Below are 24,521 nucleotides of genomic sequence, written 5' to 3' on the forward strand. Positions count from 1 at the left end.
GGTGATCGCTCTCGTTACGCTTGCCCTCAGATAGACAAGGGTGTTCGGCAGGCGTGAGGCGGGGTGGGATGTCCGGCGCAGGACTCAAGGGGCTCAGGGACGGCGATCCGGCGCGGGTGGGGCCGTACCGGCTGCTGGCGCGGCTCGGGGCCGGCGGGATGGGCCAGGTCTATCTCGGCCGCTCGCGGGGGCGGCGGCTGGTCGCGGTCAAGATCGTCCACCCGCACTTCGCCGACAACGCCTCGTTCCGGCGCCGGTTCGCCAAGGAGGTCGCGGCGGCGCGCCGCATCGGCGGCTTCTACACGGCGCAGGTCGTGGACGCCGACACCGACGCCGACCCGCCGTGGCTGGTCACCGAGTACATCGCGGGGCCGACGCTGCAGGACGCCGTCGACGAGAACGGCCCGCTGCCCGAGGGCTCGGCGGCCTCGCTCGGCGCCGGGCTCGCCGAAGGGCTGCAGGCCGTCCACGACCAGAACGTCATCCACCGGGACCTCAAGCCGGGGAACGTGATGCTGGCGGCGGACGGTCCCCGGATCATCGACTTCGGCATCGCGCGGGCGATGGACGCCAGTTCGCAGAGTCTGACGGTGGTGGGCACGCCGGGGTACATGTCGCCTGAGCAGTACCTTGGCCGCGACATCGGTCCGGCCAGTGACGTGTTCTGCCTGGCCGCCGTGCTGAGCTTCGCGGTGACCGGCCGGCATCCGTTCGGGGAGGGGCCGCCCGATGCCCTCGGTTACCGCGTGCGGCATGAGGACCCTGACCTGACGGGCGTCCCGGCGGCGCTGCTGGAGTTGATCGCGGCGGGGCTGGAGAAGGACCCGGACGACCGTCCGCCGACCGGCGAGTTCCTGGAGCGCCTTTCCGCACTGGCCGCGGACGGAGCGATGCCGCTGCCGAAGACGTACAGCACGATGATCGCCACCCGCGTGGCCGAGACCGAGCAGTTCGCGAAGAAGCCCGACACGGACGAGCGGCCTCCGGCCGGTCCGCGGCAGAAGAAGTCCGGGCCGAAGGCACCTCCGCCGCCGCGACCGCAATCGCAACCGCAGGCGGGGCGGCCGCAGGGGCGGCCGCCGCAGCCCAAGGCGCCGGCGAAGCCGGCCGGCGGGATCGCGGCCGGGGTCATCGGCGTCCTGGTGATCGCGTTGCTGGTCGCCTACGCCGCCACGGACAAGTCGGGCACGTCGCGCAATGCGGGCTCCACCTCGTCCCCGACGCCGTCCTCCAGCCGGACGTCCGGACTCACGAGCGACGAGGGGAGCACCCGGCGGCCGACGTCGAGTCCGTCCCCGACGCCGAACCCGACCTTTGAGGCGTTCGACGAGATCTCGGTGAACGACTGCCTGGACGCCTACGAGGACCCCTACGAGCTCGGCGAGTGGAGCGAGGACATGCCGCGTGCGGTGTCCTGCGACCGGAGCGACGCCTACGTGCGGGTGACCGGGGTGGAGGATTCGAGCGGCGGGTGCGATTCCAACGCGCTCGACGGGGAGACCTGGTGGCGGTCCCCCTGGCACGACGGAGAAGCGATCTACCTCTGCCTGCGGCGGCAGTTCAGGAAGGGCGAGTGCTTCCTCGGCAAGAAGGGCAGCAAGAAAGGCATACCGGCCATCAGCGGCCACGGCCTGATGACCTCGTGGAGCTGCGACTCGGACCGCGTCCCCAAGAAATTCACCTACATCCTCCAGTTCACCGGCTACTACGAGAGCAGGTGCCCGGACGGCTCGTGGCGGTGGACGGACTTCCGCGAAGGCGTCCTCTGCGCCCGCATCGTCTGACCCCGTGCCGGGGCCCGGCCGGCGCTGCTCGTGAACGGCGGGAACCCGCTGGTATTCGGCACTTTCGGCGGCGTTTCGCCACTGGCAGACTGAGAGGACGTAACGGGGAGGCCGTATGGAGGACACGCCCGAGCGCGTGCCGGTGGACCTGGGCGGGGCGACGCTCTACATCGAGGCGTCGGAACTGCGCCCCGGAAGCGGGGGAGGCTTCGGCGAAGAGCGGGACATCGCCGCTGTGAAACCGGACATGACCGAGGTGATCGCGGCGATCCGGCAGTTCGGCGAACAGCTCGGGACGTCGCTGAGCACGAGCGGCGCGACCCGGTTCGCGGTCGAATTCGGGTGCGAGGTCGCAATGGAGACCGGAAAGCTCGTGGCGGTGCTCGGCAAGGCGTCCGCGAAGTCGACGCTGAAGGTCACGATGGAGTGGGGTCAGCCGAGCCCATGAAGGAGGGCCGGGCGGCGCTGGCCGAGGCACTGCGCGCCGCGACGGTCATGGTGTCGGCCGACGACAGGATCGGTACGGGTTTCTTCGTCGCGCCCGGACAGGTGCTGACCTGCGCGCACGTCGTCACCGCGCCGGGGAGCGAACCCCCGGAGCACGTGGTCGGGCAGTGGGGCGACCGCGAATTCAAGCTCGCGGTCACGCCATCGGGATTCCTCCCAGAGCACGACCTGGCCTTGCTGAAAGTGGTCGGAGAACTCGACCATCCCGTGGCGTGCTTGGCCGAGCAAATGGAGCCGGGCGACGAGCTGTGGGCCTACGGGCATCCGGGCGGCGCCTATCGGCAGGGCGATGTCATCCGTTCCGTCTATGACGGCCCCTCGGTGAATGCCGAAGGCGTGGAACTGCTCAGGGTGACCGAGGGACGGGCCATTGAGGGCTTCAGCGGCGGTCCCGTGCTCAATTGGCGCACGGGCGGAGTGTGCGGGGTTCTGCGTCGCGCCGATGCCCCGCCCGGTGGGCCTCCGGGCGCCCGTCTCATCGGAGCGGAGCGCGTTTTCGAAGCCGTCCCGGATCTGAAACCGCCGTCGGTGCCGTCCCCCGACCGCCTGCCGTGGTTCCGGCTGCTGGACGAGCGGCAACTGGCGGCGGGGCGCTGGTGCCACCCGAGCCCCCGGCTGCGCGGCTACCTCGAAGCCGCGCAGCTGACCGCGCGCGAGCATCCGTACCGGCTCGCGCTCGCCAACGCGCCGCAACTCGGCTCCGTCTACCTGCGCCAGCAGGCGAGCCCCGTGATCCGCGGGCAGGAGGCGAAGGGGGACGGCGACGACCTGGCGGTGGAGGCGCGGCCCGTCCAGGCCGACCTGCTGCTCGAAGGCGACCGGCGGTGCGTGTTCGTGGTCGGCGGACCCGGCACGGGGAAGTCGAGCCTGCTGCGCCACCTGGCGGAGACGAGCGCGGGCCGCTGGCTGGACGGCGCGGGCGCGCCGGGCGTACCGGTCCTGGTCCCGGCGGGTGCGCTGGCCGCGGACTGCCCGCTCCCCGAGGCGCTCGCCGACGGGGTCACGGCGGCGCTGGGCGCGCGGCTGGCGGACCGGCGGCTGGCGGACCTGTTCGAGGACGAGCCGCTGCCCGGCGTCCCCTGGATGATCCTCGTGGACGGGGTCGACGAGATCCTGGACCCCGAGCGCCGCCGGCGTGTGCTGGAAACGGTCGCGTTCTGGCGCTCCCGGTCTTCCCGCTATTCGTTCCTCGTGACGACCCGGCCGCTTCCGCAGGGGCAGTTGGACCGGTTCCGCGAGGACGGCCTGCCGTTCTACGAGATCGAGCCGTTCTCCCCGGACCAGCTTCCCGAGTTCGCCGGGAAATGGTTCTCCGCGCTGGGCATGCCCGACCCGGACGCCCTCGTCGTGTCCTTTCTCGACCGGCTCGCGCTCAGCCGCCTGAACCGGCTCGCCGAGATCCCCTTGATCGCGACGATGCTGTGCGTCGTCTTCGCGAACCACGACGGGCGGCGCCTGCCGCCCAGCCGGGTCGGCCTGTACGAGGAATTCGTCTCGGTGCTGATGGCCAAACGGCACACGCAGATGAACGCGCTGGAACGCCTCCAGCAGCGGATGAAGCCGTACGGAACGGCCGCCGAGCAGGCCGTGGACGAACTGCTGGCCGATCTGCGTCCGCTGCTGGACCACATCGCCGACCGGCGGCTGGGCGGGCAGGGCCGGGAGGCGCTCCTCGACCTCGCCGTCGCGTGCGTGGCGGATCTGCGACCCGCGCATCTGCCCGCCGGGGAATGGCGGAACCTGGTGGAGGAGGTGCTGCGGCTGAGCGGCCTGGTGGTCGAGCGGTCCGGGGAACTGGAGTTCTTCCACCAGACGATCCTGGAATACCTGGCGGTGTGCGCCCGTGAGACTCCCGCCGACATCGTCCCGGAAATGAACTTCGGAATGATCCTCGGACGCAGTTCGTTCGCGCTGCTCAGGTCGGCCGTGCTCATCGAGCGCTCACCCGGCCAAGCCCGGGACGTCGCGGTGGCCCTGCGCGGTATGGGCCTCGCGGGAATGGCGTTCCTCGCCGCGCTGGTGAACGACGGCGTCGAGTTTCCGGACGACGTCGTGGACGAGGTGCGGAACGAACTGGAAGAACTCTCGGCCGGCACCGGCGGCGGATGGTCCCGCAGGCAGAGTGATGCCTTGGAGGCCCTGACGCTGATCGACTCCGACCTGGGATTCGCCTATTGGAAGCGGTTCGCGACCGACGGCGGTCTCGACCATTTCGAGCGCAGGGAGGCGATCCGCGGTCTCGTCCGCGCCGGTCCCGGCCGTGCCGCGGCCGTTCTGGAGCCCCTCGCGCTGGAGTGGGAGACGCCGTTCGCCGTCCAGCAGGCCATTGTGTACGAACTGACCGTCCTGAGCCGGCGGCGGAGCGATGAACTGCTGGCGAGAATGGCCCTGGCCGAGCACATCGCCGGTGAGACGCGGCGCTGGGCGGCGGCCGGCCTGCTCGACCGCGTCGACCTGCCCACGCGGGCGGAGATCCTCGGGACGATCGCGAGCGGATCGGTTCTTCCCGGCTCCTACCGCCAATGGGCGGCGGCGCGCCTTTTCACCCAGGACCCGCCGCTGGGAGCCGACGCGCTCACCGCGGTCGCCGAGGACCGGACGGTGCCGGGCCCCGACCGCCTGTCCGCCGTCGCGACCTTGATCGGTGTCGTCGTCCACGGGTGGGATTTCCGACCGAGGGCCGCCGAACTGTTCGCCGCCATCGCTTTCGACCCGGCGGTCGAGGCGTCCTATCGCGTCAGGTCCGCCAGGGAACTGATGCAACTGCGCGGTGACCATGCCCGAAGCGCGTTCGCGCTCATCGCCGCGGACCGCCACGCGGACGGAGTGAGCCGCGCCCGCGCCGCCGCCGCACTGGCCGACTTCGACGCCTTACAGGCCATCGCCGCCCTGTCCAAGATCACAGCCGACCCGGCGTCCGGCGCCGACGGCCGACTTGAGGCGGCTCTGGCGCTGGCCTGGCTCAGCCGACCGCGTGCGGCGAACGCGCTCCTGGCACTGGCCGCCGACCGCCGCGTTCCCGAGGCCGACCGCGCAGCAGCCGCCCACCACCTCGACTGGGTCGACCGAAGTGCCCTGCCCTTCGCGCTGACGGCCATCGCGCATGACGAGCGGATCGCCGGCGTGCACCGAACCCGGGCCGCGCTGAGGCTGAGCCGGCTCGCCCCGGAGTCGGGTCGGCTCACCCTGGAAGCGCTGGTCACCGACGACGCGATCAGCGCCCCCGACCGGCTGGAGATCGCCTGCCGCCTGGTCGCCCTGGACTCCCCGGACGCGCAGGCCGCGCTCGCGTCCCTCAGCGCGGAACGCGACCTCGACGGCGCCCGCCGCCTGCACGCCGCCATGGAGGCGGGCGTCCCCGACCTGTTCGCCGCCCTCGCCACCGATACGAGCCTGGACGGCATGCACCGCGTACGCGCCGCGTTCGAGTTGGCGGCCACCGACCGCGCCCGCGGGTTGGAAGCCCTCGCCGCACTGAGCAAGGACCCGACGACGGACGACGCAAGGGCCGAGTTGGTGCGCGCCGAAATCGCCAGGGTCAAACGAGCGCGAAAGAACTACTTCCGCTCAGACGAAGCCACGGGAAAACCGCCGGAGGTCGACCTCACCGGGGTCGTCTCCTATCGCGTCCTGGCCGCTCGCCTCCTCGGCTTCTACGACCGGAAAGCCGCCATCGACCACCTGACGGCATTGACAAGCGCCCCCGACGAAGACGTAGCCGACCAAGCCCTTACAACCTTGGCGAAGGACTTCTCCTAACCGGACTCGGGCCGCCCGTGGGTTCCCGCGACGGAACTCCGGGTTTTCCCGGATGACCTGCGGAAACGCGGTATGTGGGACGCGCGTCCGACGAGGCCGGTTGACGGCGGACCCGAAGCTGGCCAGCTATCACCAGGTGTCGGCGAATACCGGTACAACTGGGGATTCGTTCGATCGAAGGGATGCGCAGGGTGAGGAAGCTTCTCGTCACGGGGGCCGCCGCGATCGCGGTGGCGGGAGCCGGGGTGCTGGTGGCGACGCCGGCCGAGGCCGCGAGTCCGGTGCAGATCTACCGGGTGTACTACAACTCGCCCGGCAGCGACACGGGGTCGAACAAGTCGCTGAACGGCGAATGGGTGCAACTGTTCAACACGTCCCGGCTGTCGAAGAGCCTGAAGGGCGTCAAGCTCCGCGACAAGACCGGCTACACCTACACGTTCGGTTCCTACAGGCTCGCGGGCCGGAAGTCGGTCTACATTCACACCGGCAAGGGCAAGAACACGGCCACCCACCGCTACTGGGGCAAGAGCTGGTACGTGTGGAACAACACCGGCGACACCGCGTACCTGCTGTACGCGAACGGAAAGGTGGCGGACAAGTGCTCGTGGGGTAAGAAGGGCTCCTCGACGTACTGCTGATCCGTCCCGCCGCTCACGAACGAGGCGATGAGCAGGGCGGCCGAGAAACGGCGGCCGCCCTCTCAGTTCTCGATGGTGATGCCCATCGCCGACGCGAGCGTGAGGAGTAGACCCTGCGCGTCGCCGGTGGCCACCACGGCACCCGCGAAACTCTGGACGCCGTGCACCCCGTAGAGGTCGCACTCGGAGAGCCGTGTGCCCTTCATACCGGCGTTGCTGAACTGCGCCCCGCCGAGCTTGCAGCGTTCGAACCGGGCTCCGGTGAGGTCGGCCTCCTGGAAGTTCGCGTTCGTCAGGTTGCAGTCCCGGAACACCACGTTCTTGAACCGGCTGAAGCGGAAGGACGAGAGGTCGGCGCGGCAGTTGCTGACCAGCACGTCCCGCAGGGAGCAGCCGGTCATCGACGTCCCGGTGAGACGGCTGCCCTCAATCACAACGTTGAAAACGCGCGAGTCGGACAGCTTCAGGTTCGCCAGATCACACGAAGCAAACTCGACGTCCCTGAACTCGACTCGCCGCATGCTCGTCCCGGACAGGCGCGTCTCCTGAAAGCGGCAACGCTCGAACTCGGCGTCCTCCGCGTCCCGCTCCGCCAGATCCAGCGCCCCGAACCGCATCGACAGGTACACGCCATCGTCGACCAGTTCACCGTCCGCGGGACCGGCCTCACCCAGCGACCCCGGAATCACAGGAGCCACGGGCTCCTTGAGCCGCCGAGAAGAACGAGCCCGCACACCACCACTCACCACCCGCGCGACTCTACTAGCCCCACAAGCCCCGCCCCCCGCACCCAGCCAAGCCCCCGCCCGGCCTCGAAGCGTGGCCTCAGATGCTCTTGAGCACCTCAGCGAAGCGCTGGAAGTCGTCGCGCTTCATGGCGACCACGGGCCCGCCGGGATCCTTGCTGTCCCGGATGGAGATCAAATCGCCCACAGAAGCGAGTTGCACGCAGTTGCCGCCATTTTCTGTGCTCCGACTTGCCGTGCGCCAGGCGGCCGTGCTCGGCTTCATCCCCTGCCTCTCCTTCGGGTGGACCCAGTCTGGGTTTAGAGGTTTTTGATGGCTTCGGTGAAGCGCTTGAAGTCGGTGCGCTTCATGGTGAGCATCGGGCCATTGGGATCTTTGCTGTCGCGGATTGCCACGGTGGCGGATACGCCGGCGATCTCGACGCAATTGTCGTTCTGAACAGTGCTGCGGGAGGCCTTGCGCCAGACGGCCTTGGTCAGGTCCATCTCTCCTCAATCACCCTTCTGATCAGCGCCCGGGTGTCTCTCACGTTGAGCGCCTCGGCTTGCAGACTAGCGAAGGTTTCGTTGAGTGCGGCAAGGTCTTCAGCGTCTGCGCTGGTGAAGCCGCCGGTTCCGGTGACGATGTATGCGGCCTCGCTCCGGTCGCCCTGGGTGGCGATGGCGAACGCGGCTCGCGCCTCCTCAACATAGACGGTCGGGAGCACCTGCAGCCGAATGCCGTTTCGGTGGGACAGTTCCAGCAAGTGTTCGAGTTGCTCGCGCATGACTTGGACGGTGCCGACCTGCCTGCGCAGGATGCTTTCTTCGAGGACCACAAATATCTTCGGTGCGGGATCGCTGAGCACGTGCTTCTGCCGGTTCATCCGGGTGGCCACGTCAGCCGGGTCCTTGAGGATCGCGCTTGCGTACGCCTCTGTTTGGAAAAGACCGTTTACGATGTGTGTCTCATAGACACGGATCAAGCTGGCCGTGGACTCGGCCTTTGGAAAGTTCACGAAGTGGGCCGCGTACTTGGCTGACTTGATCGATTCCACGAGTGCATTCCACGCCGCGATGACCTCGCCGTTGGCCCGTAGTGCGGCGTCCAGCCGGGTCGCGAAATCGTAACGGCAGCACGTCTTGCCAAGTTCCACATGGCTGACGTAGGCGCGCGTGACGTTCACCAGCGTGGCCAGCTCTACCTGCTTGAGTCCTGCTACCTCGCGCAACCGCCGTACTTCCGTGCCGAAGGTTCGCAGCTCCGGGCTGCTCTTGCTCTTCTCCCTGGTCACAGCCATGCCGAGCCTTTCTCGTGGGGCAACACCCGCGCTAACTCGCGCAACCAGTTTGCGGGTGCTTAGCCAGTTGACAGCTAACGTACGCCGCCACGTGGCTTCATGGTGGTCGTTCGACAACAGAGAGTGATTTCGGAGAGAGCACCCGATACGGGACGAATGACCTGTCCGAGATCGAACACCGTCCACGCGGAAGGGGCCACCATGCCCGTTGTTGCCGCTGCGCCGGAGAGGCCGGCGTTGGTTCTGGAGCCGACGGATCGGGCGCCTGCCAGGGCGCGGCGCTATCTGACCGTGCGGTTCGCCGAACTCGGGCACACCGACGATTTCTTCGGCCGGCTCGTGGTTACGGAACTGGTTACAAATTCGTACAAGCACGTCGGAGTCGGGCAGATCATCGTCCGCATTTTCCGGGATGCGTGCGAGCCCCTGACCGTCATCGAGGTTCAGGACGAGGGGGCCGCGCTCCCGGTCGTCCGGGACGAAGACCATGGCGCGACCAGCGGACGCGGGCTGCTGCTCATGGCGCAGCTCGTCCATGACTGGGGCGTCCGGCCGCTGGACGGGGAGGGGAAGGTCACGTGGGCTCGTTGCGCCCGGTGAGCGTCCAGGCCGAGCCTTATGTGCTGCGCTGGCGGACGTGGCGCGGGCGCCCCGTCGCGACCCGGTACCTGGATCTGCTGGCCGTCGCCGTCCAGGCCAAGGGGTACCGGTGCGTCAAGCTCTACGAGGCGACTGATCTGCCCTCGCGTCCGCCTGTCCTCTGGGTCTTCGCGTTCGGGCCCGATGACCACGTGCGGGTCGCCGTCACCGTCTGCGCCGTGGCCGGAGGCTGGGGCTACCACCAGGCCGGACGCGGACGGCACGGCTACCTCGCACCTTGCGGCGACGCCAAGTACGCGGCCGACCAGGTCGACGGCCTCCTCAAGCACCGCATGTATCCGGCCACCTGGAGGCGACCTGCTATCGGAGGTACAGCATGAATGCCCAAACTCCCCACCACCCGTCCATCGCGAACGTTCGCCAGGCGGGAGCCCTGGAACTGGATCTTGACATCGATAGGGCCCTTGATGAGCTGCGTCGCTCCTTCCCTGGGCTGTGCATCTGGCACGGGGAGTTCAGCGGGCTTCTAGCGAGGAACCCCGGTCCTTCAGGGCCGGGAGGAATCGCTTCTCTCGTCCGTGGCGCCTCGGCGCCGCCCCGTATCGGCCCCAGACAACCCAGAGTTCGTAATGATACAGTCACGGACTGTGAAATTGGTGGTGCAGGTCAAGCTGCTGCCGACGCCCGAGCAGGCGGCGGCACTGGCTGACACTCTGCATCGGGTCAACACCGCCGCCGACCAGGTCTCGGCCGCGGCCTTCGCAGAGTTCGGGCTGCGCTGCCGTGAACTGCCCTTGCGGAGGCTGTGCTACGGCGATCTCAAAGCCGGCGGGCTCGGCGCTCAGGCCGCCCAGCACGTGATCAAACGGGTCGTGGACGCCTACACCGCCCTGCGCGGCACCATCCGCAACGGTCGTCTGGGCGGCCCGGCATCCGCACGGCGCCGCAAAGCCGAGTCCAAACCCATCGTGTTCCGCCCGGACGCCGCGCACACCTTCGACGACCGGTGCCTGTCGTGGCAGTTGGACGCGGGCACCGTCAGCATCTGGACAACGGCCGGGCGCTGCAAGAACCTGCGGTTCACCTGTTCCCCCGACCAGGCCAAGGGACTGGCCGCGCACCGGAAAGGAGAATCCGATCTCGTCCACCGGGACGGCATGTGGTTCCTGCTGGCCACCTGCGACGTCCCCGAACCACCGGTGTTCGAGCCGGCCGACTGGGTGGGGGTGGACCGCGGCATCGTCAACCTGGCCACCACCTCAGACGGCGACAACCACCAAGGGCGTCGGCTGGGCCGGTACCGGCGGTGGCAGGCCCGCAAACGCGCCGAACTCCAGGCCAAACGCACCCGGTCGGCCGCCAGATTGTTGAAGAAGCGGGCCCGCCGCGAGGCGCGGCACGCCCGGCACGTCAACCACACGATCTCCAAGCAGGTCGTCGCCGTCGCGGCACGCACCGGACGCGGCATCGCACTCGAGGACTTGAGTGGGATCCGCGGACGGGTCACGGTTCCACGCGACCAGCGGGCACGCCTGTCGTCCTGGCCCTTCCACCAACTCGGGCAGTTCATCGCCTACAAGGCACGCCGCCACGGCGTGCCCTACATCGAGGTGGATCCGGCCTACACCTCCCAGCGCTGCCCCCGCTGCGGCCACACCGCCAGGAACAACCGTCCCTCACGGGACCACTTCACATGTCGCCGGTGCGGCCTCGCTGGGCCCGCCGACGTCGTCGCCGGGGTCAACGTGCGCGACCGCGCACGCTCGGCGTGGGTATTCGTCAACATGCCCAACCCGCCCCCGCATAGCGACGGGCAGGTGGATGCGACCCGTGACCGCCCCACCGTAACGGGCAGTCGGGAGCGCGAACAAAGCCCCCCAAGGACCGAACGAGCAAGCTCGGTCCCTTCAGGGCCGAGTAGTTGACCGGGTCACTGTGGGCGCTTCTGCCGGATCGCCTTGTCGAGGCCAAGACCGCCGCCGACCTGGCCCGGCAGCTCTACGGCATTCTGGGCCGTCCTCAACCCCGGCCCGTGCGTCGTCCCAGCACACCGTCCACCCGCAGACCGGACGGCACCTGGAACGTCCCGGCTCGCGCTCCTGTTCGTCGTACGACGTCCCCTCGTCGCTCTCCCCTGCTGGGGCGATTGGTGATCGGCGTCCTTCGCGCGGCCAAAATGTCCGCGTGGCCCGCGCTGCCGGCCTGATCGCCGGCATGTGGGACGCGCATGGCCGCTGCGCACAGGGGGCGGACGGTACCCGGATGGCCTCCGCCTGGTCGCTCGCCAGGGCGGTCCGTTGCTCCTCCATCAACTACAAGCGGCCTTTTGCCTCGCCAGTTTGGTGGAGACCTGTGCCAGCTCAGCTCGACGGTGCTTCGGAATGACGTCGTCCATCATGCGATCGGCCGTCAACAGCGCGTTGAAGAACACGGAAGCGCGAGCGACTTCCACTGCGGCGTGGTCGACGTCGCCGAGCCTGTTCCGAACGAGCCAGGCGGACACCTGTGCCCAGGAGAACAGCCGCTGCCGGACGGGTTCGGGAAAACCGCCGGGACCACGCACACCCCCGATCCAGTGCCGAACGGCGTGGACCGTCACTTTGGCCCTGGTGGCCATCGTCTCGACGGCGACGAGGTCCCCACCGTCGACGCCGGTCACCGTCATCCCCGCTTCGCGGACATCCGTGATCGCCGACATGATAGCCCCGGCGACGTCGTCGGCCTCACGGGAGAACATGACGACGCCACCTCGGTCATCGGCCTGGACGGTGGCATCGACGCCCTCACCGGAGTTGGCGATGATCACTTCCGCCAGCCGGTCGACGTGTTCGTCCGTCACCGGCCCCGCGATCTCAAGATCGAACCAGTACACGTTCACTCGGTCCTCCTCTCTCAGCGGCTGGCCGGACACCCGGCGACGGCCTTGTAGATCTTCGCCGCCTCGTGCTCGGCCACACGCGGCGTTCCGTAGATGTTCAGTTGGGGCAGCAACCTCGCCCGCCAGGGCAGCGCAGCCACCCGGCTTCGATAGCGGCACGGATGGCAGCGAGTATTGCCTTCGCGGGCATGTAGCAGGTACTAATCCGAGTGTACTGTCCCTTAGTACATGTTCGCCGATTGGAGAACAAGGGTCCCGCGTCGGCAACTGCGCAGACGTGTTGTGACGCCTCGACGTGGGTGTCGGTGGGGTGGGGCATGGTGGGGGGACGAGACGGAGGGGGATCTGGTGATCATTATTTCGGGGATGCTGCGGGTGGACGCCGGGGGCCGGGACGCCTATGTGGAGGGGTGCCGGGAGGTCGTCGAGATGGCGCGGGCGGCGCCCGGGTGTCTTGACTTCGCGGTCTCGGTCGACCCTGTCGAGCCCGACCGGGTCAACGTGTACGAGCGGTGGGAGAGCGGCGAGGACGTCGAGCGGTTCCGGGGGGCGGGGCCCGAGCCGGAGCAGGCGGTGCAGATCCGGCACGCCGAGGTGATGAGGTATCTGATCTCGGGGGTCGAGGCGCCCTAGCGGCGAATGGCAGAGTTGAGGGGTGCGGGTTCTGATCCTCGGGCCGTTGGTCGTGGCGGACCAGGGGCGCGACGTCGTCGTCGGCGGGGCCCGGTTGCGGGCGTTGCTGATCCGGTTGGCGCTGGAACCCGGGCGGACGGTCGGGGCCGAGGCGCTCGTCCAAGCCTTGTGGCCCGAGGGCGGTCCTGGCGTGCACGCGTTGCAGGCGCTCGTCTCGCGGTTGCGGCGGTGCCTGCCGGACGGGCGGTTGCGGTCCGTGCCCGGCGGTTACGTCCTGGACGTCGAGTCGGTTGACGCTCCGGAGTTCGAGCGGCTGGCGGGCGAGGGCAAGCGGGCGCTGCGGGACGGAGATGCTCCGGGTGCGGCGGCGCTGTTGCGGGAGGCGCTTGAGCTGTGGCGCGGGGACGCGCTGGTCGATGCGGCCGGGGTTCCCTTCGCGGATGCGGCGGCCGTCAGGTTGGAGGCGCTCCGGGTCTCGGCGGTCGAGGATCGGCTGGCCGCCGAGCTGGCCGCCGGGGCAGACCCGGCGCGGCTGGTCGCGGAGCTGGAGGAGCTGGCGGCGCTGCATCCGCTGCGGGAGCGGCCCCGGGCGCTGCTCGTCGAGGCGCTTCACCGGGGCGGCCGGTCGGCCGAGGCGCTGGCGGCCTTCGAGCAGTTCCGGGGCGTGCTGGCGGACGAATTGGGCGCCGATCCCGGCAAGGAACTACAGGCCGCCTATCTCGCCGTCCTGCGGGCCGCCCCGAGGGAGCGGGCGCGCGGGAATCTCCGGGTGCCGCCGACCACCTTCGTCGGACGGGAGGGCGAGCGCGCATGGGTCGCGCGGGCGCTCTGGGACGGGCGGCTCGTCACCCTGGTCGGGCCCGGCGGGGCGGGCAAGACGCGGCTCGCGACGAAGGTCGGCGCCGATCTGGCCGGGCGGTTCCCCGGCGGGGTCTGGCTGGTCGAGCTGGCCGCCGTCCATGATCCGGCCGACGTCCCCGGGGCGGTCGCGGGCGTCCTCGGGCTCCGGGACGGCACGCATCGGCTGGTCGAGGCGCTGTCCGCCGACGAGACGCTGATCGTCCTGGACAACTGCGAACACGTCCTGGACGCGGCGGCCGGGCTGGCGGACGAGCTGCTCGGCGCCTGCCCCAGCCTGCGCGTCCTCGCGACGAGCCGGGAGCGGCTCGGGGTCGACGGTGAGGCGCTCTGCCCGGTTCCGCCGCTCGAAGCCGCGTCGTCCGCCGAGCTGTTCGCCGAGCGGGCGGCGGCCGTCCGGCCCGGGTTCGCGGCGGACGCGCGGGCCGTCGACGAGATCTGCCGCCGCCTGGACGGGCTCCCGCTCGCGATCGAGCTGGCCGCCGCCCGGCTGCGGTCGATGTCCCTGGAACAGCTCGCGGCCCGGCTCGACGACCGCTTCCGGCTGCTGACCGGCGGGAGCAGGACGGCGCTGCCCCGGCACCGGACGCTCCGCGCCGTCGTCGCGTGGAGCTGGGACCTCCTGGACGAGCCCGAGCGCCGTTTCGCCGAGCGGCTGTCGGTGTTCCCCGGCACGATCACGCCCGAGACCGCGGCCGCGGTGACCGGCGCCCGCGATGCCCTCGAACTCCTCGACTCGCTCGTCGACCGCTCGCTCCTCCAGGGCGTCGACGGCCCCGAGCCGCGCTTCCGCATGCTGGAGACGATCCGCGAATACGGGCTGGAGCGGCTGGCCGCCGAAGCGGAGATCGGCAAGACGCGCGACGCGCACGTCCGATGCTTCCTCGACCTGGCCGAACGGGCGGAGCCGCATCTGCGCCGCCCGGAACAGCTGACCTGGATCCGGCTGCTCACGGCGGAGCGCGACAACCTCCTCGCCGCACTCCAGCACGCCGTGGACGAGGGCGACGCGGAGGCGGCCGTCCGGATGGGCGCCGCGCTCGCCACGTTCTGGATGATCCAGGGCGACCACGCGGAGGCGGCGCGGCGGCTGCGGCTCGCGCTCACGGTCCCGCGCCGGGGCCCGGTGCCGGGGGAGGCGGCGGCGCTGGGCGGTTACGTGTTCAACACCGTCATGTCCGGGGGCGACGCGCGCGACGACCCCCTGATCAGCGAGTACGCGCCGACCGACCACCCGCTCGCCGCGCTGATCGAGCCGGCGGCGGCGCTGCTGAACCACGACCCGGCCGGCGGCGTCGCGGCCATCGACCGGCGGCTGCCCGAGGACGACCCCTGGACGAGGGCGGCGCTGCACCTGATGCGCGCCATGCTCAACGGCAACCAGGACGAGATGGGGCAGATGCGCGCCGACATCGCCGTGGCCCAGCGGGGGTTCCGCGAGGCCGGGGAGCGGGCCGGGCTGGCGCTCGCGCTGACCTTCGCGGCCGGGGCGCAGACCGTCGACGGGCGCTTCGGCGAGGCGATCGAAGCGCTGGAGGAGTCCATCGGGCTGCTGCGCGAGCTGGACGAGGACGCCGACACGTCCATGCAGCGGGTGATGCTCGCCGTCGCGCGGGCCCACTCCGGCGACGTCCGCACGGCGCGCGGGGAGTTGGCCGCGATGGTCGCGCCGGGCGCCGCGACCCCGTCCCGGTACCTGGTGCACGTCCGCGTCGCGCTCGGCGACCTCGCCCGCCACGCCGGTGACGCGGACGAGGCCGCCGAGCACTACGCCGCCGCTCGACGCGACCTCGACCGCGTCCCGTCCTACCCCCAGTTCGGCTCGCTGCTGGAGGCGGCGCACGGCCAGATGGCGATCGGACGGGACGACCCGGCGGCGGCGCGCCGGCACCTGCGCAGGGCGCTCGCCCTCGCCGTCGACGCCCCCGACATGCCGATCGCCGCCGTCGCCGGATACGGGGTCGCCCGGCTGCGCGCCGCCGCCGATCCGGGCGCGGCGGCCGAGGCGCTCGGCGCCGCGTCCGTCCTGCGGGGCGCGCCCGACGCGTTCAACCCCGACGTCGCCGGCCTCACCCGCCGCCTCCGCCGCGACCTGGGCGAACGCGCCTACCGCGACGCCTACGAGCGGGGCCGGCGGCTGGACGTGACCGGCGCGCTCGCCCTGCTGGACGATCAGCTGCGGCGCCGGTAGGCGGCGACGGCGAGCGGCCCGAACACGACCAGGAACCCCGCCGACCACAGCAGCGTCGTCGTCGCCGGACCCGCGACCGGCCCGCCGATCAGCAGGCCCCGCGAGGCGTCCACCGCGTCGCTGACCGGGTTGACCTCGACCCACGCCTGGAGCCAGCCGGGCATCGTGTCCGCCGGGACGACCATGTTCGTGCCGAACGCCAGCGGAAAGATGCCGAGGAACGCCACCGTCTGCACGATGACCTCCTCCCTGATCAGGACGCCGATGAGGACGTTGGCCCAGCCCAGCGCGAAGCCCAGCGCCGTCGCCAGGCCGGTCGCCGCCAGCGCCGACACCAGGTCCGTCTGGACGCGGAAGCCCATCAGGTAACCGGTCGCGAACAGCACCACGGCCGCGACCACGTACCGCACCATGTCGCCGAGGACGATCCCGACGAGCGGCGCGGAACGTCCGATCGGCAGGCTGCGGAACCGGTCGAAGACGCCCTTCTTGATGTCGGTGTTGATGCTGAGCCCGGTCGCCAGCATCCCGGCGAGCAGCATCGTCATGACCAGCACGCCGGGGAACACGTACTGCAGGTACGCGCGCGTCGAGCCGGACACCGCGCCGCCGAACAGGTACACGAACAGCAGCAGGAACAGGATCGGCATGAACAGCGCGTCGCTCAGCACCCCTGGGCTGCGCCGCGTCTTGGTCAGGCTCCGCCCCGCGAGCAGCAGGCTGTGCCGGACGAGCCGGAACCGCGGACCGCTCGCCCGCCCGGACGCCGGCCGGGACGCGCGCCCGGCCGCCGCGCCGGAGCCGACGACCGTGTCCGCCATCGGTGCCGCCTGCGCGGAGACGGCCTCCTGGTTCACCTCGCTCATGCCGCGACCTCCTTCTCGTCCGTGCGGTGGCCGGTCAGGGTGAGGAAGACCTCGTCCAGGCTGGGCAGCCGCAGCGACAGCTCGGTGACGCCGATCCCGGCGGCGTCGAGGCGGCGGACGGTCTCGGTGAAGGCGCCGTCCCCGTCGACCGGCACCGAGACGACGTCCCGGTGCGGCGGCTCGACCTCGCGTCCCGACACTCCGCGCAGGATCGCGGTGACCTCGTCCAGCCGCCCCGGGTCGCGCGGCCGGACGGTGATCGTCTGCCCGCCCGCGATCCGCTTCAGCTCGGCGGGCGTGCCGGACGCGATGGCGGCGCCGCGGTCGATGACGGTGATCTCGTCGGCGAGGGCGTCGGCCTCCTCCAGGTACTGGGTGGTCAGCAGGACCGTCCCGCCGCCGTCGGTCATCGAGCGGATCAGCCGCCACGCCTCCTCCCGCCGTCCCGGATCGAGGCCGGTCGTCGGCTCGTCCAGGAAGATCACGGCGGGACGTCCGATCATGCTCGCGGCGAGGTCGAGGCGGCGCCGCATCCCGCCCGAGTACGTGGACACCCGGCGCCCGGCGTCGTCGGTGAGCTCGAACCGCTCCAGCAGTTCGGCCGCGCGGGCCTGCGCCTCCGCCTTCCGCATGTCGAGCAGGCGCCCGATGAGGACGAGGTTCTCGGTCGCGGTGAGGTCCTCGTCCACGGACGCGTACTGCCCGGTGAGGCCGACCAGCTCCCGCACCTTCGCCGCGTCGCGCACGACGTCCAGCCCGCAGACCTCCGCCCGCCCCGCGTCGGGACGCAGAAGCGTCGCGAGGATCCGTACCGCAGTCGTCTTCCCCGCGCCGTTGGGGCCGAGGACGCCCAGCACCGTCCCCGGCCGCGCCGCGAGCTCCACCCCCGCCAGCGCGGTCGTTTTCCCGAATCGTTTGACCAGGCCTTCGGCCTGAAACGCGTAACCCATGCCCCGGAGGCTTCCGGGCGCCGCTCACAAACCGCTCACACGCCGGCGCCCGGCCCCCGGTCCCCCTATTCCAGGTCGAACTTGACCTTCTGCCCCTCGATCGAGGTGACCCGGATCGACACCGGCCCGACCTGCGCGCTCTCCCCGTTCGCGATCACGGCGGGCGCGGACCCGCCCGCCGACACCGTCACCCCCTCCGTGGAGATCTGCGAGACGGTGACGTCGACGTCGTTGACCTCCAGGGTCTGCCCGGCACCGCTCACGGTCACATGGCACTTGCCGTTGACGCACCGCTGCGTGTGGCTCTGGCACCCGCTGAGCAGCAGGACCCCACCGGCCGCGAGCACGGCGAGAACCGGCACTGCACGTTTCACAAAACCCCCAATGTCGGACGACCTCGCATGTATCGATGCACCGTCCGACCGCTGGGTTCCACCTCCGACTGGCATGAACCGGCCACCCGAACCCCCGAACTCACGGGCGCATCGCCGCGTCCCACCAGGCCGTTCACCGACGCCGACCGATCAGGCGGGAAGCAGGGCTTCGCGCCACCTGGCGGTGTACTGGTGGAGCCAGGAGATCCGCCCGTCCACGACGCGCCACAGGTGGACGAACTCCGCCTCATGAGGACGTCCGGTCGAGCGGGCCGTGCCCCGGTAATGGCCGGTCACCACCACCAGCCCGTCCTCGGTCTCATGCCAGGTCTCGGCGTAGGGCGCGGTGTCGTACTCGGCGAAAACGGCACCCCACACACGGGCGAGGGTCTCCTCGGGCCCGTGGAACGCGCCGCCGGCGCCGCACGGCAGGCCGGGCGCGGTATGGGCCTCGAACTCGGGATGCAGCAGAGCGAGGATCGCGGCGGCGTCCCGCGCCTGGGTGGCGGCGTAGAACCCGGCGACGACGTCAGAGTCGGCGGCCATGGGACGTACTCCTTTTAGAGAAGGCGTTCTAGAATGAAACAACTACTAACACGGGAGGCGCCCCTTGGGAAGACCGTCCAAGTTCCGCGAGGACCAGATCCTCGACGCCGCGCTCGCGGTGACCGCCGAGAACGGCCCCGGCGCCGCCACGATCGGCGCCATCGCCGCGCGGCTCGGCGCCCCGTCCGGCTCGATCTACCACCGGTTCGGCTCCCGCGACCTGCTGCTCGCCACCCTCTGGACGCGCTGCGCGCACCGCTTCCAGCAGGGCTTCATCGCGGCCCTGTCAGCGGACGACCCCGAGTCGGCCGCGCTCCACACGCCCCGCTGGTGCCGCTCCCACCCCGACGAGGCCGCCGTCCTGCTGCTCTACCGGCGCCAAGACCTGGTAGGCGAATGGCCCGCCGAGTTCGCCTCGGTGAACCGCGAGGTGGACGCCGCCCTCGACGCCTTCATCGAGCGCCACCCGGCCATCGACCGCGAACGCCTCCTCTTCGCCACCGTCGACGTCCCCTACGGCGCCGTCCGCCGCCACCTCCTGAACGCCACCCCGCCCCCACCGGCCATCGACCCCTTGATAGCCACCACCTGCCGCACCGTCCTCACCACTTGACCGGCGCTCCCACACCCACCGCAGTTGGTTTCAGATCGGGAGGATTGCCCGGATTACGTTCGGGGTGTCGGTCAGGTCGTTCAGGACCAGGTCGGCGCCGGAGAGGCGTAGGGCGGGGGCTGTGGTCGCGCCCGTCGCCACGGCCACTACGCGGGCGCCGCCTTCGTGGCCTGCGCGGACGTCGTGCGGGGTGTCGCCTATCAGGACCGTGTTGGACGCGGTGAAGGCGTCGCCGTACTTGCCGGACGCGCGCTGCTGCGCGAGGCGGACAAGGGGCGGGCGTTCGACGCCGTCCATGCCGTAGGCGCCCACGTCCAGGTCGAAGAGGTCGGTGAGGCCGAAGGCGGTCAGTTTGACGCGGGCTATCTGCTCCATGTTGCCGGTCAGGGCCGACTGGATCACGTCGGGACGGGCGGCGAGGGCCTTCAGGGCGGCGTGGGCGCCCGGCAGGACGCGGCCCCGTGCGGCGATCTCGTGGGAGCGGGTCGCGAAGGTCTCGGCCAGGGCCGCCGTGAAGGACGCGAGGAGGGCGGGCGTCGGGTCTATGCCGTGGTGGCGGAGGGTTTCGGTGGTGATGGCCAGGTCGGTGCGGCCGGCCATGGCGGCGACCTTCTCGGGCGGGCCGCCGATGAGGCGCTCGAACACCGACGCGTAGATGCCGGCGCTGACGCCGCCGGCGTCGATGAGGGTGTGGTCGACGTCCCAGAGCACCAGTGTCCGCACGGACGCATGGTAGGGCGAAGGCGCGGGCAAAGGATTCCGCCGCTGTTCATCCGGGCGTGAAATGCTGGTCATCTGGGTGTGCGTGGTGGTCGACCGACGTCCCTGAAGGAGCAGAGCGTGGCCGAGAGGCATCTGGAGATCGAGCAGAAGTACGATGCCGCCCCCGACTTCGTCCTGCCGGACTTGAGCGGTTTGCCGGGCGTGGCCGCGCTCGGCGAGCCCGAGGTGCACGAACTGCACGCCACCTATTTCGACACCGCCGACCTCCGGCTCGCCGCGAACAAGATCACGCTGCGGCGGCGCCGGGGCGGGCCGGACGCGGGCTGGCATCTGAAGATGCCAGCCGGGCCGGACAGCAAGCAGGAGCTGCGGGCGCCGCTCGGCCGGCCGCTGGTCGTCCCGGCGCGGCTCGCGGGGCTGGTCGCGGCGTACACGCGGGGCGCCGAGCTGCGCCCGGTGGCGACCCTGGAGACGCGGCGGACGGTCGTCGGGCTGCTCGGCGCGGACGGTGCCGAGCTGGCGGAGGTCGCCGACGACCTGGTGACCGGGCGGGGCGGCGAGGACGCGGAGCCGCAGCGGTGGCGGGAGATCGAGGTCGAGCTGGGGACGGGCGCGCCCGACCTGCTGAAGGCGGCCGGGAAGCGGCTCCGCAAGGGCGGCGCGAAGCGGGCCAAGTCGTCGTCCAAGCTCGGGCGGCTGCTCGGGGAGGCCGTGGTGCCTTCGGCCGCGGCCGCCGCGCGGGCCCGGGCCCGCTCGCGGATCACGGCGGCCACCAGCAACGGGAAGGCGCCCGCGATCACGACCGGGGAGGTCGTGATGGCGTACCTCGCCGAGCAGGTCGAGGCGATCGCGCACTTCGACCCGAAGGCCCGGCTGGGCGAGCACGACGCCGTCCACAAGATGCGGGTCGGCGTGCGGAGGACGCGGAGCGCGCTGCGCAGCTACCGGTCCGTGCTGGACGCGGAGCGGACCGTCCGGCTCGGTCCGGAACTGCGCTGGCTGGCGCAGGAGCTCGGCGAAGTGCGCGACCGCGAAGTGCTGCGCATGCGGTTCCAGGGCGCGCCCGAATTCCTGCTGGACGACCTGGAGAAGCAGGAGCGGTCGGCGTACCGGCGGCTGAACGCGGCCTTGAAGGAGCCGAGGTATTTCGCACTGCTCGACGAACTCGACCGGCTGATCACCGCGCCGCCGCTGGCCGCCGAGGCCGGCAAGAAGGCCCGCAAGGAACTGCCCGGCCTCGTCACGCGGGCCTGGGACCGGATGGCCGGGGAGTACGCGTCGATCAAGACGGCCGACGACCCCGACACGGCGCGGCACGAGACCCGCAAGGAGGCCAAGCGCGTCCGGTACGCCGCCGAACTGGCGGTTCCGGTGCTGGGCGTCGCGGCGAAGCGGGTGGTCGAGGACGCCAAGCGGATCCAGGGCGTCCTCGGCGAGTACCAGGACGGCGTCATCGCCATGGAGCATCTCGCCGCCGCCGCGAAACGCACGAAGATTCCGGCGGAGGCTTTCACGCTCGGCGTCCTGTACGGCAAGGAGGAATGCGAAGCCATGACCGCGCGCGACCGGCTGGCGACGACCTGGTCGCGCACTCTCGGCCCGTCGTTCTAGGGGCTGTGCCGTTCCAGGGCGGGCATTGAGGAATCGGTGAGGTGGGCGACCCAGAACTCCGCTTTGCGGAGGCCCGGGTCGTCCGGGACTTTCTCCCCGAGTTGCTTGCACAGACCGGAGACGAGTTCGGAGACGATCTCGCCGTGCGTGCACACGAGCGCGGGCGTGCCGGCCAGTGAGAGCAGCCGCTCCACGGACGCCTCCGGGCCGGTGTCGCCGACCGTGAACGCCGCGTCCGTGCCGATGGACGCCCTGGTCAGACGCGCGTAAGGCAGGACGGTCTCCAGGCACCGGGCCGTCGCCGAACTGATCACCCGCAGCGGCCCGTAGGCGTGCAGCAGACCGGCGAGCGCCGCGGCCTCGCGCCGGCCGGCGGCGTCCAGCGGGCGCAGCGAGTCGGCCTCCCGCCACGCGGTCTTCTCGCCCGCCGACGCGTGCCGCAGGATGATCAGCGGCGACGTCCGCGAAGGGCCGCGCAGGAACTCCTGGAGCAGGTCGATGTCGTGCCGGTAGCTGAGCCGGGCCTCCGCCTCGGCGGCCGGCAGCCAGACCAGCTCGTCGACCTCGTCGTTCGGGGCGAACGCGCTCGACGTGACGGGCCGGGCCGCCCAGTAGTCGACCTGCTTGGTCCGCGCGCCGATCGGATACCGGCTGGTCGGGAGGCGGCGGCCGAGGCGGGCGACGATGCCCGTCTCCTCCTCGATCTCGCGGACGGCGGCGCGCAGCACGTGCTCGCCCGGGTCGACCTTCCCCTTCGGGAACGACCAGTCGTCGTAGCGGGGACGGTGGATCACCGCGAACTCCGGCCCCTGCCCCGGCCCGTCCCGCCACAGCACGGCGCCCGCCGCGTGGACGACCTCAGCCATCGACCGTCCTCCACCGGCGGCTCTTGACCAGGTGCGTCTGGACGTCGAGGAGCGTCTCGCCCGGCCGGGGCCGCGCCCGCGTCCAGGTGCCGTCGCCGGCGAGCGCCCACGCGTGGGTGCCGGGGTCCATGGCGCGGTCGAGCAGCGCGAGCAGGTCGTCGCGCTGCGCCCGGTCGGTGACGGTGACGAGGGCCTCGACGCGGCGGTCCAGGTTGCGGTGCATGAGGTCGGCGCTGCCGATCCACACCTCGGGCTCGCCGCCGTTCTCGAACGCGAACACCCGCGAGTGCTCCAGGAACCGGCCGAGGACGCTGCGCACCCGGATCGTGTCCGACAGGCCCGGCACGCCGGGACGCAGCGCGCAGATGCCGCGCACCCAGACGTCCACCGGCACCCCGGCCCGCGACGCCCGGTACAGCGCGTCGATGATCACCTCGTCGACCAGCGAGTTGCACTTGATGCGGACCCGCGCGGCATGCCCGGACCGCCGGTTGTCGATCTCGTGCTCGATGCGCTGGACGAGCCCGGACCGCAGGCTGTTCGGCGCGACGAGCAGCCGGTGGTAGGAGCTCTGCCGCGAGTAGCCGGTCAGGTGGTTGAACAGGGCGCTGACGTCCTCGCCGACCTCGGGGTCGGCGGTGAGCAGCCCGAAGTCCTCGTAGAGGCGGGCGGTCTTCGGGTGGTAGTTGCCGGTGCCGATGTGGCAGTAGCGGCGCAGCTGGCCCTCGTCGTCCTGCCGGACGATCAGCGCGAGCTTGCAGTGCGTCTTCAGCCCGACGAACCCGTACACGACGTGGCAGCCGGCCGTCTCCAGCTTGCGCGCCCACGCGATGTTGGCGCGCTCGTCGAACCGGGCCTTCAGCTCGACGACGACCACGACCTGCTTGCCCGCCTCGGCGGCGCTCATCAGCGCGTCCACGATCGGGGAGTCGCCGCTCGTCCGGTACAGCGTCTGCTTGATCGCGAGGACGCGCGGGTCGGCGGCGGCGTCCTCGATCAGCCGCTGGACGGTCGTGGTGAACGAGTCGTAGGGGTGGTGGACGAGCACGTCCCGCTCACGGATGGCGCCGAAGATGCTCGCGTCCTCGGGCAGCGCCTCCTTCGACGGGACGAAAGGGGGGTACTTCAGCTCCGGCCGGTCGAGGTCGGCGATGGCGGCGAGCCCGCCGAGGTCGAGCGGCCCGACGACGCGGTAGATCTGCCCCTCGTCCACCGACAGCTCGGACGTGAGCAGCTCCAGCACCGCCGCGGAGATCGACTCCTCGACCTCCAGCCGGACGACCGGGCCGAACCGGCGGCGCAGCAGCTCCCGCTCCAGCGCCTGGAGCAGGCCCTCGCTGATGTCGTCGTCGATCTCCAGGTCCTGGTTGCGGGTGACCCGGAACGCGTGGTGCTCGACGACCTCCATCCCGACGAACAGCTGCCCGAGGTGCGCGGCGATGACGTCCTCCAGCGGCGTGAACCGGTCGGGGGACGCCTCGATGAAGCGCGGCAGCAGCGGCGGCACCTTGACGCGGGCGAACATCGTCGCGTCGGTCTCCGGGTCGCGGACGATCACCGCGAGGTTCAGCGACAGGCCCGAGATGTAGGGGAAGGGGTGCGCGGAGTCGACCACCAGCGGGGTGAGCACCGGGTAGATCCGGTCGCGGAACAGCCGCCGCAGCCGCTCCTGCTCGGTCTCGGCCAGCTCGTCCCAGCGCAGGATGTCGACGCCCTCCTCGCCGAGCGCGGGCCGGATCCCGTCACGGAAGCAGGACGCGTGCCGGGCCATCAGCTCGTGCGCGACCTCGCCGGTGCGCTCCAGCACCTCGCGGGGCTGCCGGCCGCTCGCGGACTGGACGGCGAGCCCGGTCGCCATCCGGCGGGCGAGGCCGGCGACGCGGACCATGAAGAACTCGTCCAGGTTGCTGGCGAAGATCGACAGGAACCGGACGCGCTCCAGCAGCGGCAGGCCCGGATCCTCGGCCAGCTCCAGGACGCGCTGGTTGAATCTCAGCCAGCTCTCCTCCCGATCGAGGAAGCGGTCGTCCGGCAGCGCATCGGGTGGAACGGGGAGCTGTCCTGGATTGACGGTCATGCCCAAATTTTCCCTGACCAA

The 24,521-nt window shown here is 71.0% G+C and carries 24 protein-coding genes; 11 read left to right on the forward strand and 13 right to left on the reverse strand.

Going from position 1 to position 24,521, the window contains the following annotated elements; all coding sequences use genetic code 11:
• Positions 1 to 68 precede the first annotated feature (68 nt).
• The 4 genes from ABFX46_RS11550 (at position 69) to ABFX46_RS11565 (ending at position 6,688) form a co-directional block, all read left to right on the forward strand.
• Positions 69 to 1,784: a serine/threonine-protein kinase gene (locus ABFX46_RS11550; protein WP_346041765.1), complete on the forward strand. Its 1,716-nt coding sequence runs from the start codon at positions 69 to 71 to the stop codon at positions 1,782 to 1,784.
• 115 nt (positions 1,785 to 1,899) lie between these two features.
• Positions 1,900 to 2,232, forward strand: a complete 333-nt coding sequence (locus ABFX46_RS11555) for a CU044_2847 family protein (RefSeq protein WP_346041766.1) — start codon at positions 1,900 to 1,902, stop codon at positions 2,230 to 2,232.
• The gene (locus tag ABFX46_RS11560; protein WP_346041767.1) at positions 2,211 to 6,050 is read left to right on the forward strand and encodes a trypsin-like peptidase domain-containing protein; all 3,840 of its coding nucleotides are present in this window, start codon (positions 2,211 to 2,213) and stop codon (positions 6,048 to 6,050) included. Before ABFX46_RS11555 ends, ABFX46_RS11560 begins: the two co-directional genes overlap by 22 nt.
• Positions 6,051 to 6,232: 182 nt before the next feature.
• Positions 6,233 to 6,688, forward strand: a complete 456-nt coding sequence (locus ABFX46_RS11565; protein WP_428831239.1) for a lamin tail domain-containing protein — start codon at positions 6,233 to 6,235, stop codon at positions 6,686 to 6,688.
• Positions 6,689 to 6,750: 62 nt separating this feature from the next.
• Here ABFX46_RS11565 and ABFX46_RS11570 read toward each other — a convergent pair whose 3' ends face one another.
• The 4 genes from ABFX46_RS11570 to ABFX46_RS11585 form a co-directional block, all read right to left on the reverse strand.
• Entirely contained in the window at positions 6,751 to 7,386 is a 636-nt protein-coding gene (locus tag ABFX46_RS11570; RefSeq protein WP_346041769.1) for a pentapeptide repeat-containing protein, read from the reverse strand.
• 127 nt (positions 7,387 to 7,513) lie between these two features.
• Positions 7,514 to 7,699 carry a DUF397 domain-containing protein gene (locus ABFX46_RS11575; protein WP_346041771.1) on the reverse strand — a complete coding sequence of 62 codons (186 nt, stop codon included), beginning with the start codon at positions 7,697 to 7,699 and terminating at the stop codon, positions 7,514 to 7,516.
• A gap of 35 nt (positions 7,700 to 7,734) precedes the next feature.
• On the reverse strand, positions 7,735 to 7,920 hold the full coding sequence (locus ABFX46_RS11580; protein WP_346041772.1) for a DUF397 domain-containing protein: 186 nt from the start codon (positions 7,918 to 7,920) through the stop codon (positions 7,735 to 7,737).
• The gene (locus ABFX46_RS11585; RefSeq protein WP_346041773.1) at positions 7,911 to 8,714 is read right to left on the reverse strand and encodes a helix-turn-helix domain-containing protein; all 804 of its coding nucleotides are present in this window, start codon (positions 8,712 to 8,714) and stop codon (positions 7,911 to 7,913) included. The genes ABFX46_RS11580 and ABFX46_RS11585 overlap by 10 nt, the downstream gene beginning before the upstream one ends.
• Before the next feature lie 291 nt (positions 8,715 to 9,005).
• Between ABFX46_RS11585 and ABFX46_RS11590 the strand changes: the two genes are divergently transcribed.
• The 3 genes from ABFX46_RS11590 (at position 9,006) to ABFX46_RS11600 (ending at position 11,239) form a co-directional block, all read left to right on the forward strand.
• Positions 9,006 to 9,314: an ATP-binding protein gene (locus ABFX46_RS11590; RefSeq protein WP_346041774.1), complete on the forward strand. Its 309-nt coding sequence runs from the start codon at positions 9,006 to 9,008 to the stop codon at positions 9,312 to 9,314.
• Positions 9,293 to 9,694 carry a hypothetical protein gene (locus ABFX46_RS11595; protein WP_346041776.1) on the forward strand — a complete coding sequence of 134 codons (402 nt, stop codon included), beginning with the start codon at positions 9,293 to 9,295 and terminating at the stop codon, positions 9,692 to 9,694. Before ABFX46_RS11590 ends, ABFX46_RS11595 begins: the two co-directional genes overlap by 22 nt.
• Before the next feature lie 267 nt (positions 9,695 to 9,961).
• Positions 9,962 to 11,239, forward strand: a complete 1,278-nt coding sequence (locus ABFX46_RS11600) for an RNA-guided endonuclease InsQ/TnpB family protein (protein WP_346041777.1) — start codon at positions 9,962 to 9,964, stop codon at positions 11,237 to 11,239.
• A gap of 383 nt (positions 11,240 to 11,622) precedes the next feature.
• Here ABFX46_RS11600 and ABFX46_RS11605 read toward each other — a convergent pair whose 3' ends face one another.
• Positions 11,623 to 12,192, reverse strand: a complete 570-nt coding sequence (locus ABFX46_RS11605) for a hypothetical protein (protein ID WP_346041779.1) — start codon at positions 12,190 to 12,192, stop codon at positions 11,623 to 11,625.
• A 14-nt stretch (positions 12,193 to 12,206) separates the two neighbouring features.
• Positions 12,207 to 12,332, reverse strand: a complete 126-nt coding sequence (locus ABFX46_RS11610; RefSeq protein ID WP_346041780.1) for a hypothetical protein — start codon at positions 12,330 to 12,332, stop codon at positions 12,207 to 12,209.
• A 208-nt stretch (positions 12,333 to 12,540) separates the two neighbouring features.
• Here ABFX46_RS11610 and ABFX46_RS11615 point away from each other — a divergent pair, with 208 nt between their 5' ends.
• Both ABFX46_RS11615 and ABFX46_RS11620 read left to right on the forward strand, forming a co-directional pair.
• Positions 12,541 to 12,825: a putative quinol monooxygenase gene (locus ABFX46_RS11615; protein ID WP_346041782.1), complete on the forward strand. Its 285-nt coding sequence runs from the start codon at positions 12,541 to 12,543 to the stop codon at positions 12,823 to 12,825.
• Between the two features lie 22 nt (positions 12,826 to 12,847).
• Positions 12,848 to 15,874, forward strand: coding sequence for an ATP-binding protein (locus ABFX46_RS11620; RefSeq protein ID WP_346041783.1), 3,027 nt, complete (start codon positions 12,848 to 12,850; stop codon positions 15,872 to 15,874).
• Here ABFX46_RS11620 and ABFX46_RS11625 read toward each other — a convergent pair.
• The 4 genes from ABFX46_RS11625 to ABFX46_RS11640 form a co-directional block, all read right to left on the reverse strand.
• Complete coding sequence (locus ABFX46_RS11625) at positions 15,856 to 16,740, reverse strand: ABC transporter permease (protein WP_346041785.1); 885 nt, start codon at positions 16,738 to 16,740, stop codon at positions 15,856 to 15,858. The two genes, ABFX46_RS11620 and ABFX46_RS11625, sit on opposite strands and share 19 nt — an antisense overlap.
• Positions 16,737 to 17,690, reverse strand: coding sequence for an ATP-binding cassette domain-containing protein (locus ABFX46_RS11630; protein WP_346041786.1), 954 nt, complete (start codon positions 17,688 to 17,690; stop codon positions 16,737 to 16,739). Before ABFX46_RS11630 ends, ABFX46_RS11625 begins: the two co-directional genes overlap by 4 nt.
• Positions 17,691 to 17,755: 65 nt before the next feature.
• Positions 17,756 to 18,052: a hypothetical protein gene (locus ABFX46_RS11635; RefSeq protein WP_346041788.1), complete on the reverse strand. Its 297-nt coding sequence runs from the start codon at positions 18,050 to 18,052 to the stop codon at positions 17,756 to 17,758.
• A 162-nt stretch (positions 18,053 to 18,214) separates the two neighbouring features.
• Positions 18,215 to 18,610, reverse strand: coding sequence for a nuclear transport factor 2 family protein (locus ABFX46_RS11640; RefSeq protein ID WP_346041789.1), 396 nt, complete (start codon positions 18,608 to 18,610; stop codon positions 18,215 to 18,217).
• Positions 18,611 to 18,674: 64 nt separating this feature from the next.
• Here ABFX46_RS11640 and ABFX46_RS11645 point away from each other — a divergent pair, with 64 nt between their 5' ends.
• Positions 18,675 to 19,223, forward strand: coding sequence for a TetR/AcrR family transcriptional regulator (locus ABFX46_RS11645; protein ID WP_346041790.1), 549 nt, complete (start codon positions 18,675 to 18,677; stop codon positions 19,221 to 19,223).
• Positions 19,224 to 19,253: 30 nt separating this feature from the next.
• Here the strand turns inward: ABFX46_RS11645 and ABFX46_RS11650 are convergent, their stop codons facing one another.
• Positions 19,254 to 19,946 (reverse strand): HAD family hydrolase, encoded by a 693-nt coding sequence (locus tag ABFX46_RS11650; protein ID WP_346041791.1) that lies wholly within the window; start codon positions 19,944 to 19,946, stop codon positions 19,254 to 19,256.
• Positions 19,947 to 20,063: 117 nt separating this feature from the next.
• Between ABFX46_RS11650 and ABFX46_RS11655 the strand changes: the two genes are divergently transcribed.
• Complete coding sequence (locus ABFX46_RS11655) at positions 20,064 to 21,557, forward strand: CYTH and CHAD domain-containing protein (protein WP_346041792.1); 1,494 nt, start codon at positions 20,064 to 20,066, stop codon at positions 21,555 to 21,557.
• Here ABFX46_RS11655 and ABFX46_RS11660 read toward each other — a convergent pair.
• A complete protein-coding gene (locus ABFX46_RS11660; protein ID WP_346041794.1) occupies positions 21,554 to 22,423 on the reverse strand; it encodes an NUDIX domain-containing protein in 870 nt (289 codons plus the stop codon). The two genes, ABFX46_RS11655 and ABFX46_RS11660, sit on opposite strands and share 4 nt — an antisense overlap.
• On the reverse strand, positions 22,416 to 24,500 hold the full coding sequence (locus ABFX46_RS11665; RefSeq protein WP_346041795.1) for an RNA degradosome polyphosphate kinase: 2,085 nt from the start codon (positions 24,498 to 24,500) through the stop codon (positions 22,416 to 22,418). Before ABFX46_RS11665 ends, ABFX46_RS11660 begins: the two co-directional genes overlap by 8 nt.
• Between the last annotated feature and the right edge of the window lie 21 nt (positions 24,501 to 24,521).

The sequence above is a fragment of the Actinomadura chokoriensis genome, from assembly GCF_039529475.1.
GTDB classification, from domain to species: Bacteria; Actinomycetota; Actinomycetes; order Streptosporangiales; family Streptosporangiaceae; genus Spirillospora; species Spirillospora bangladeshensis.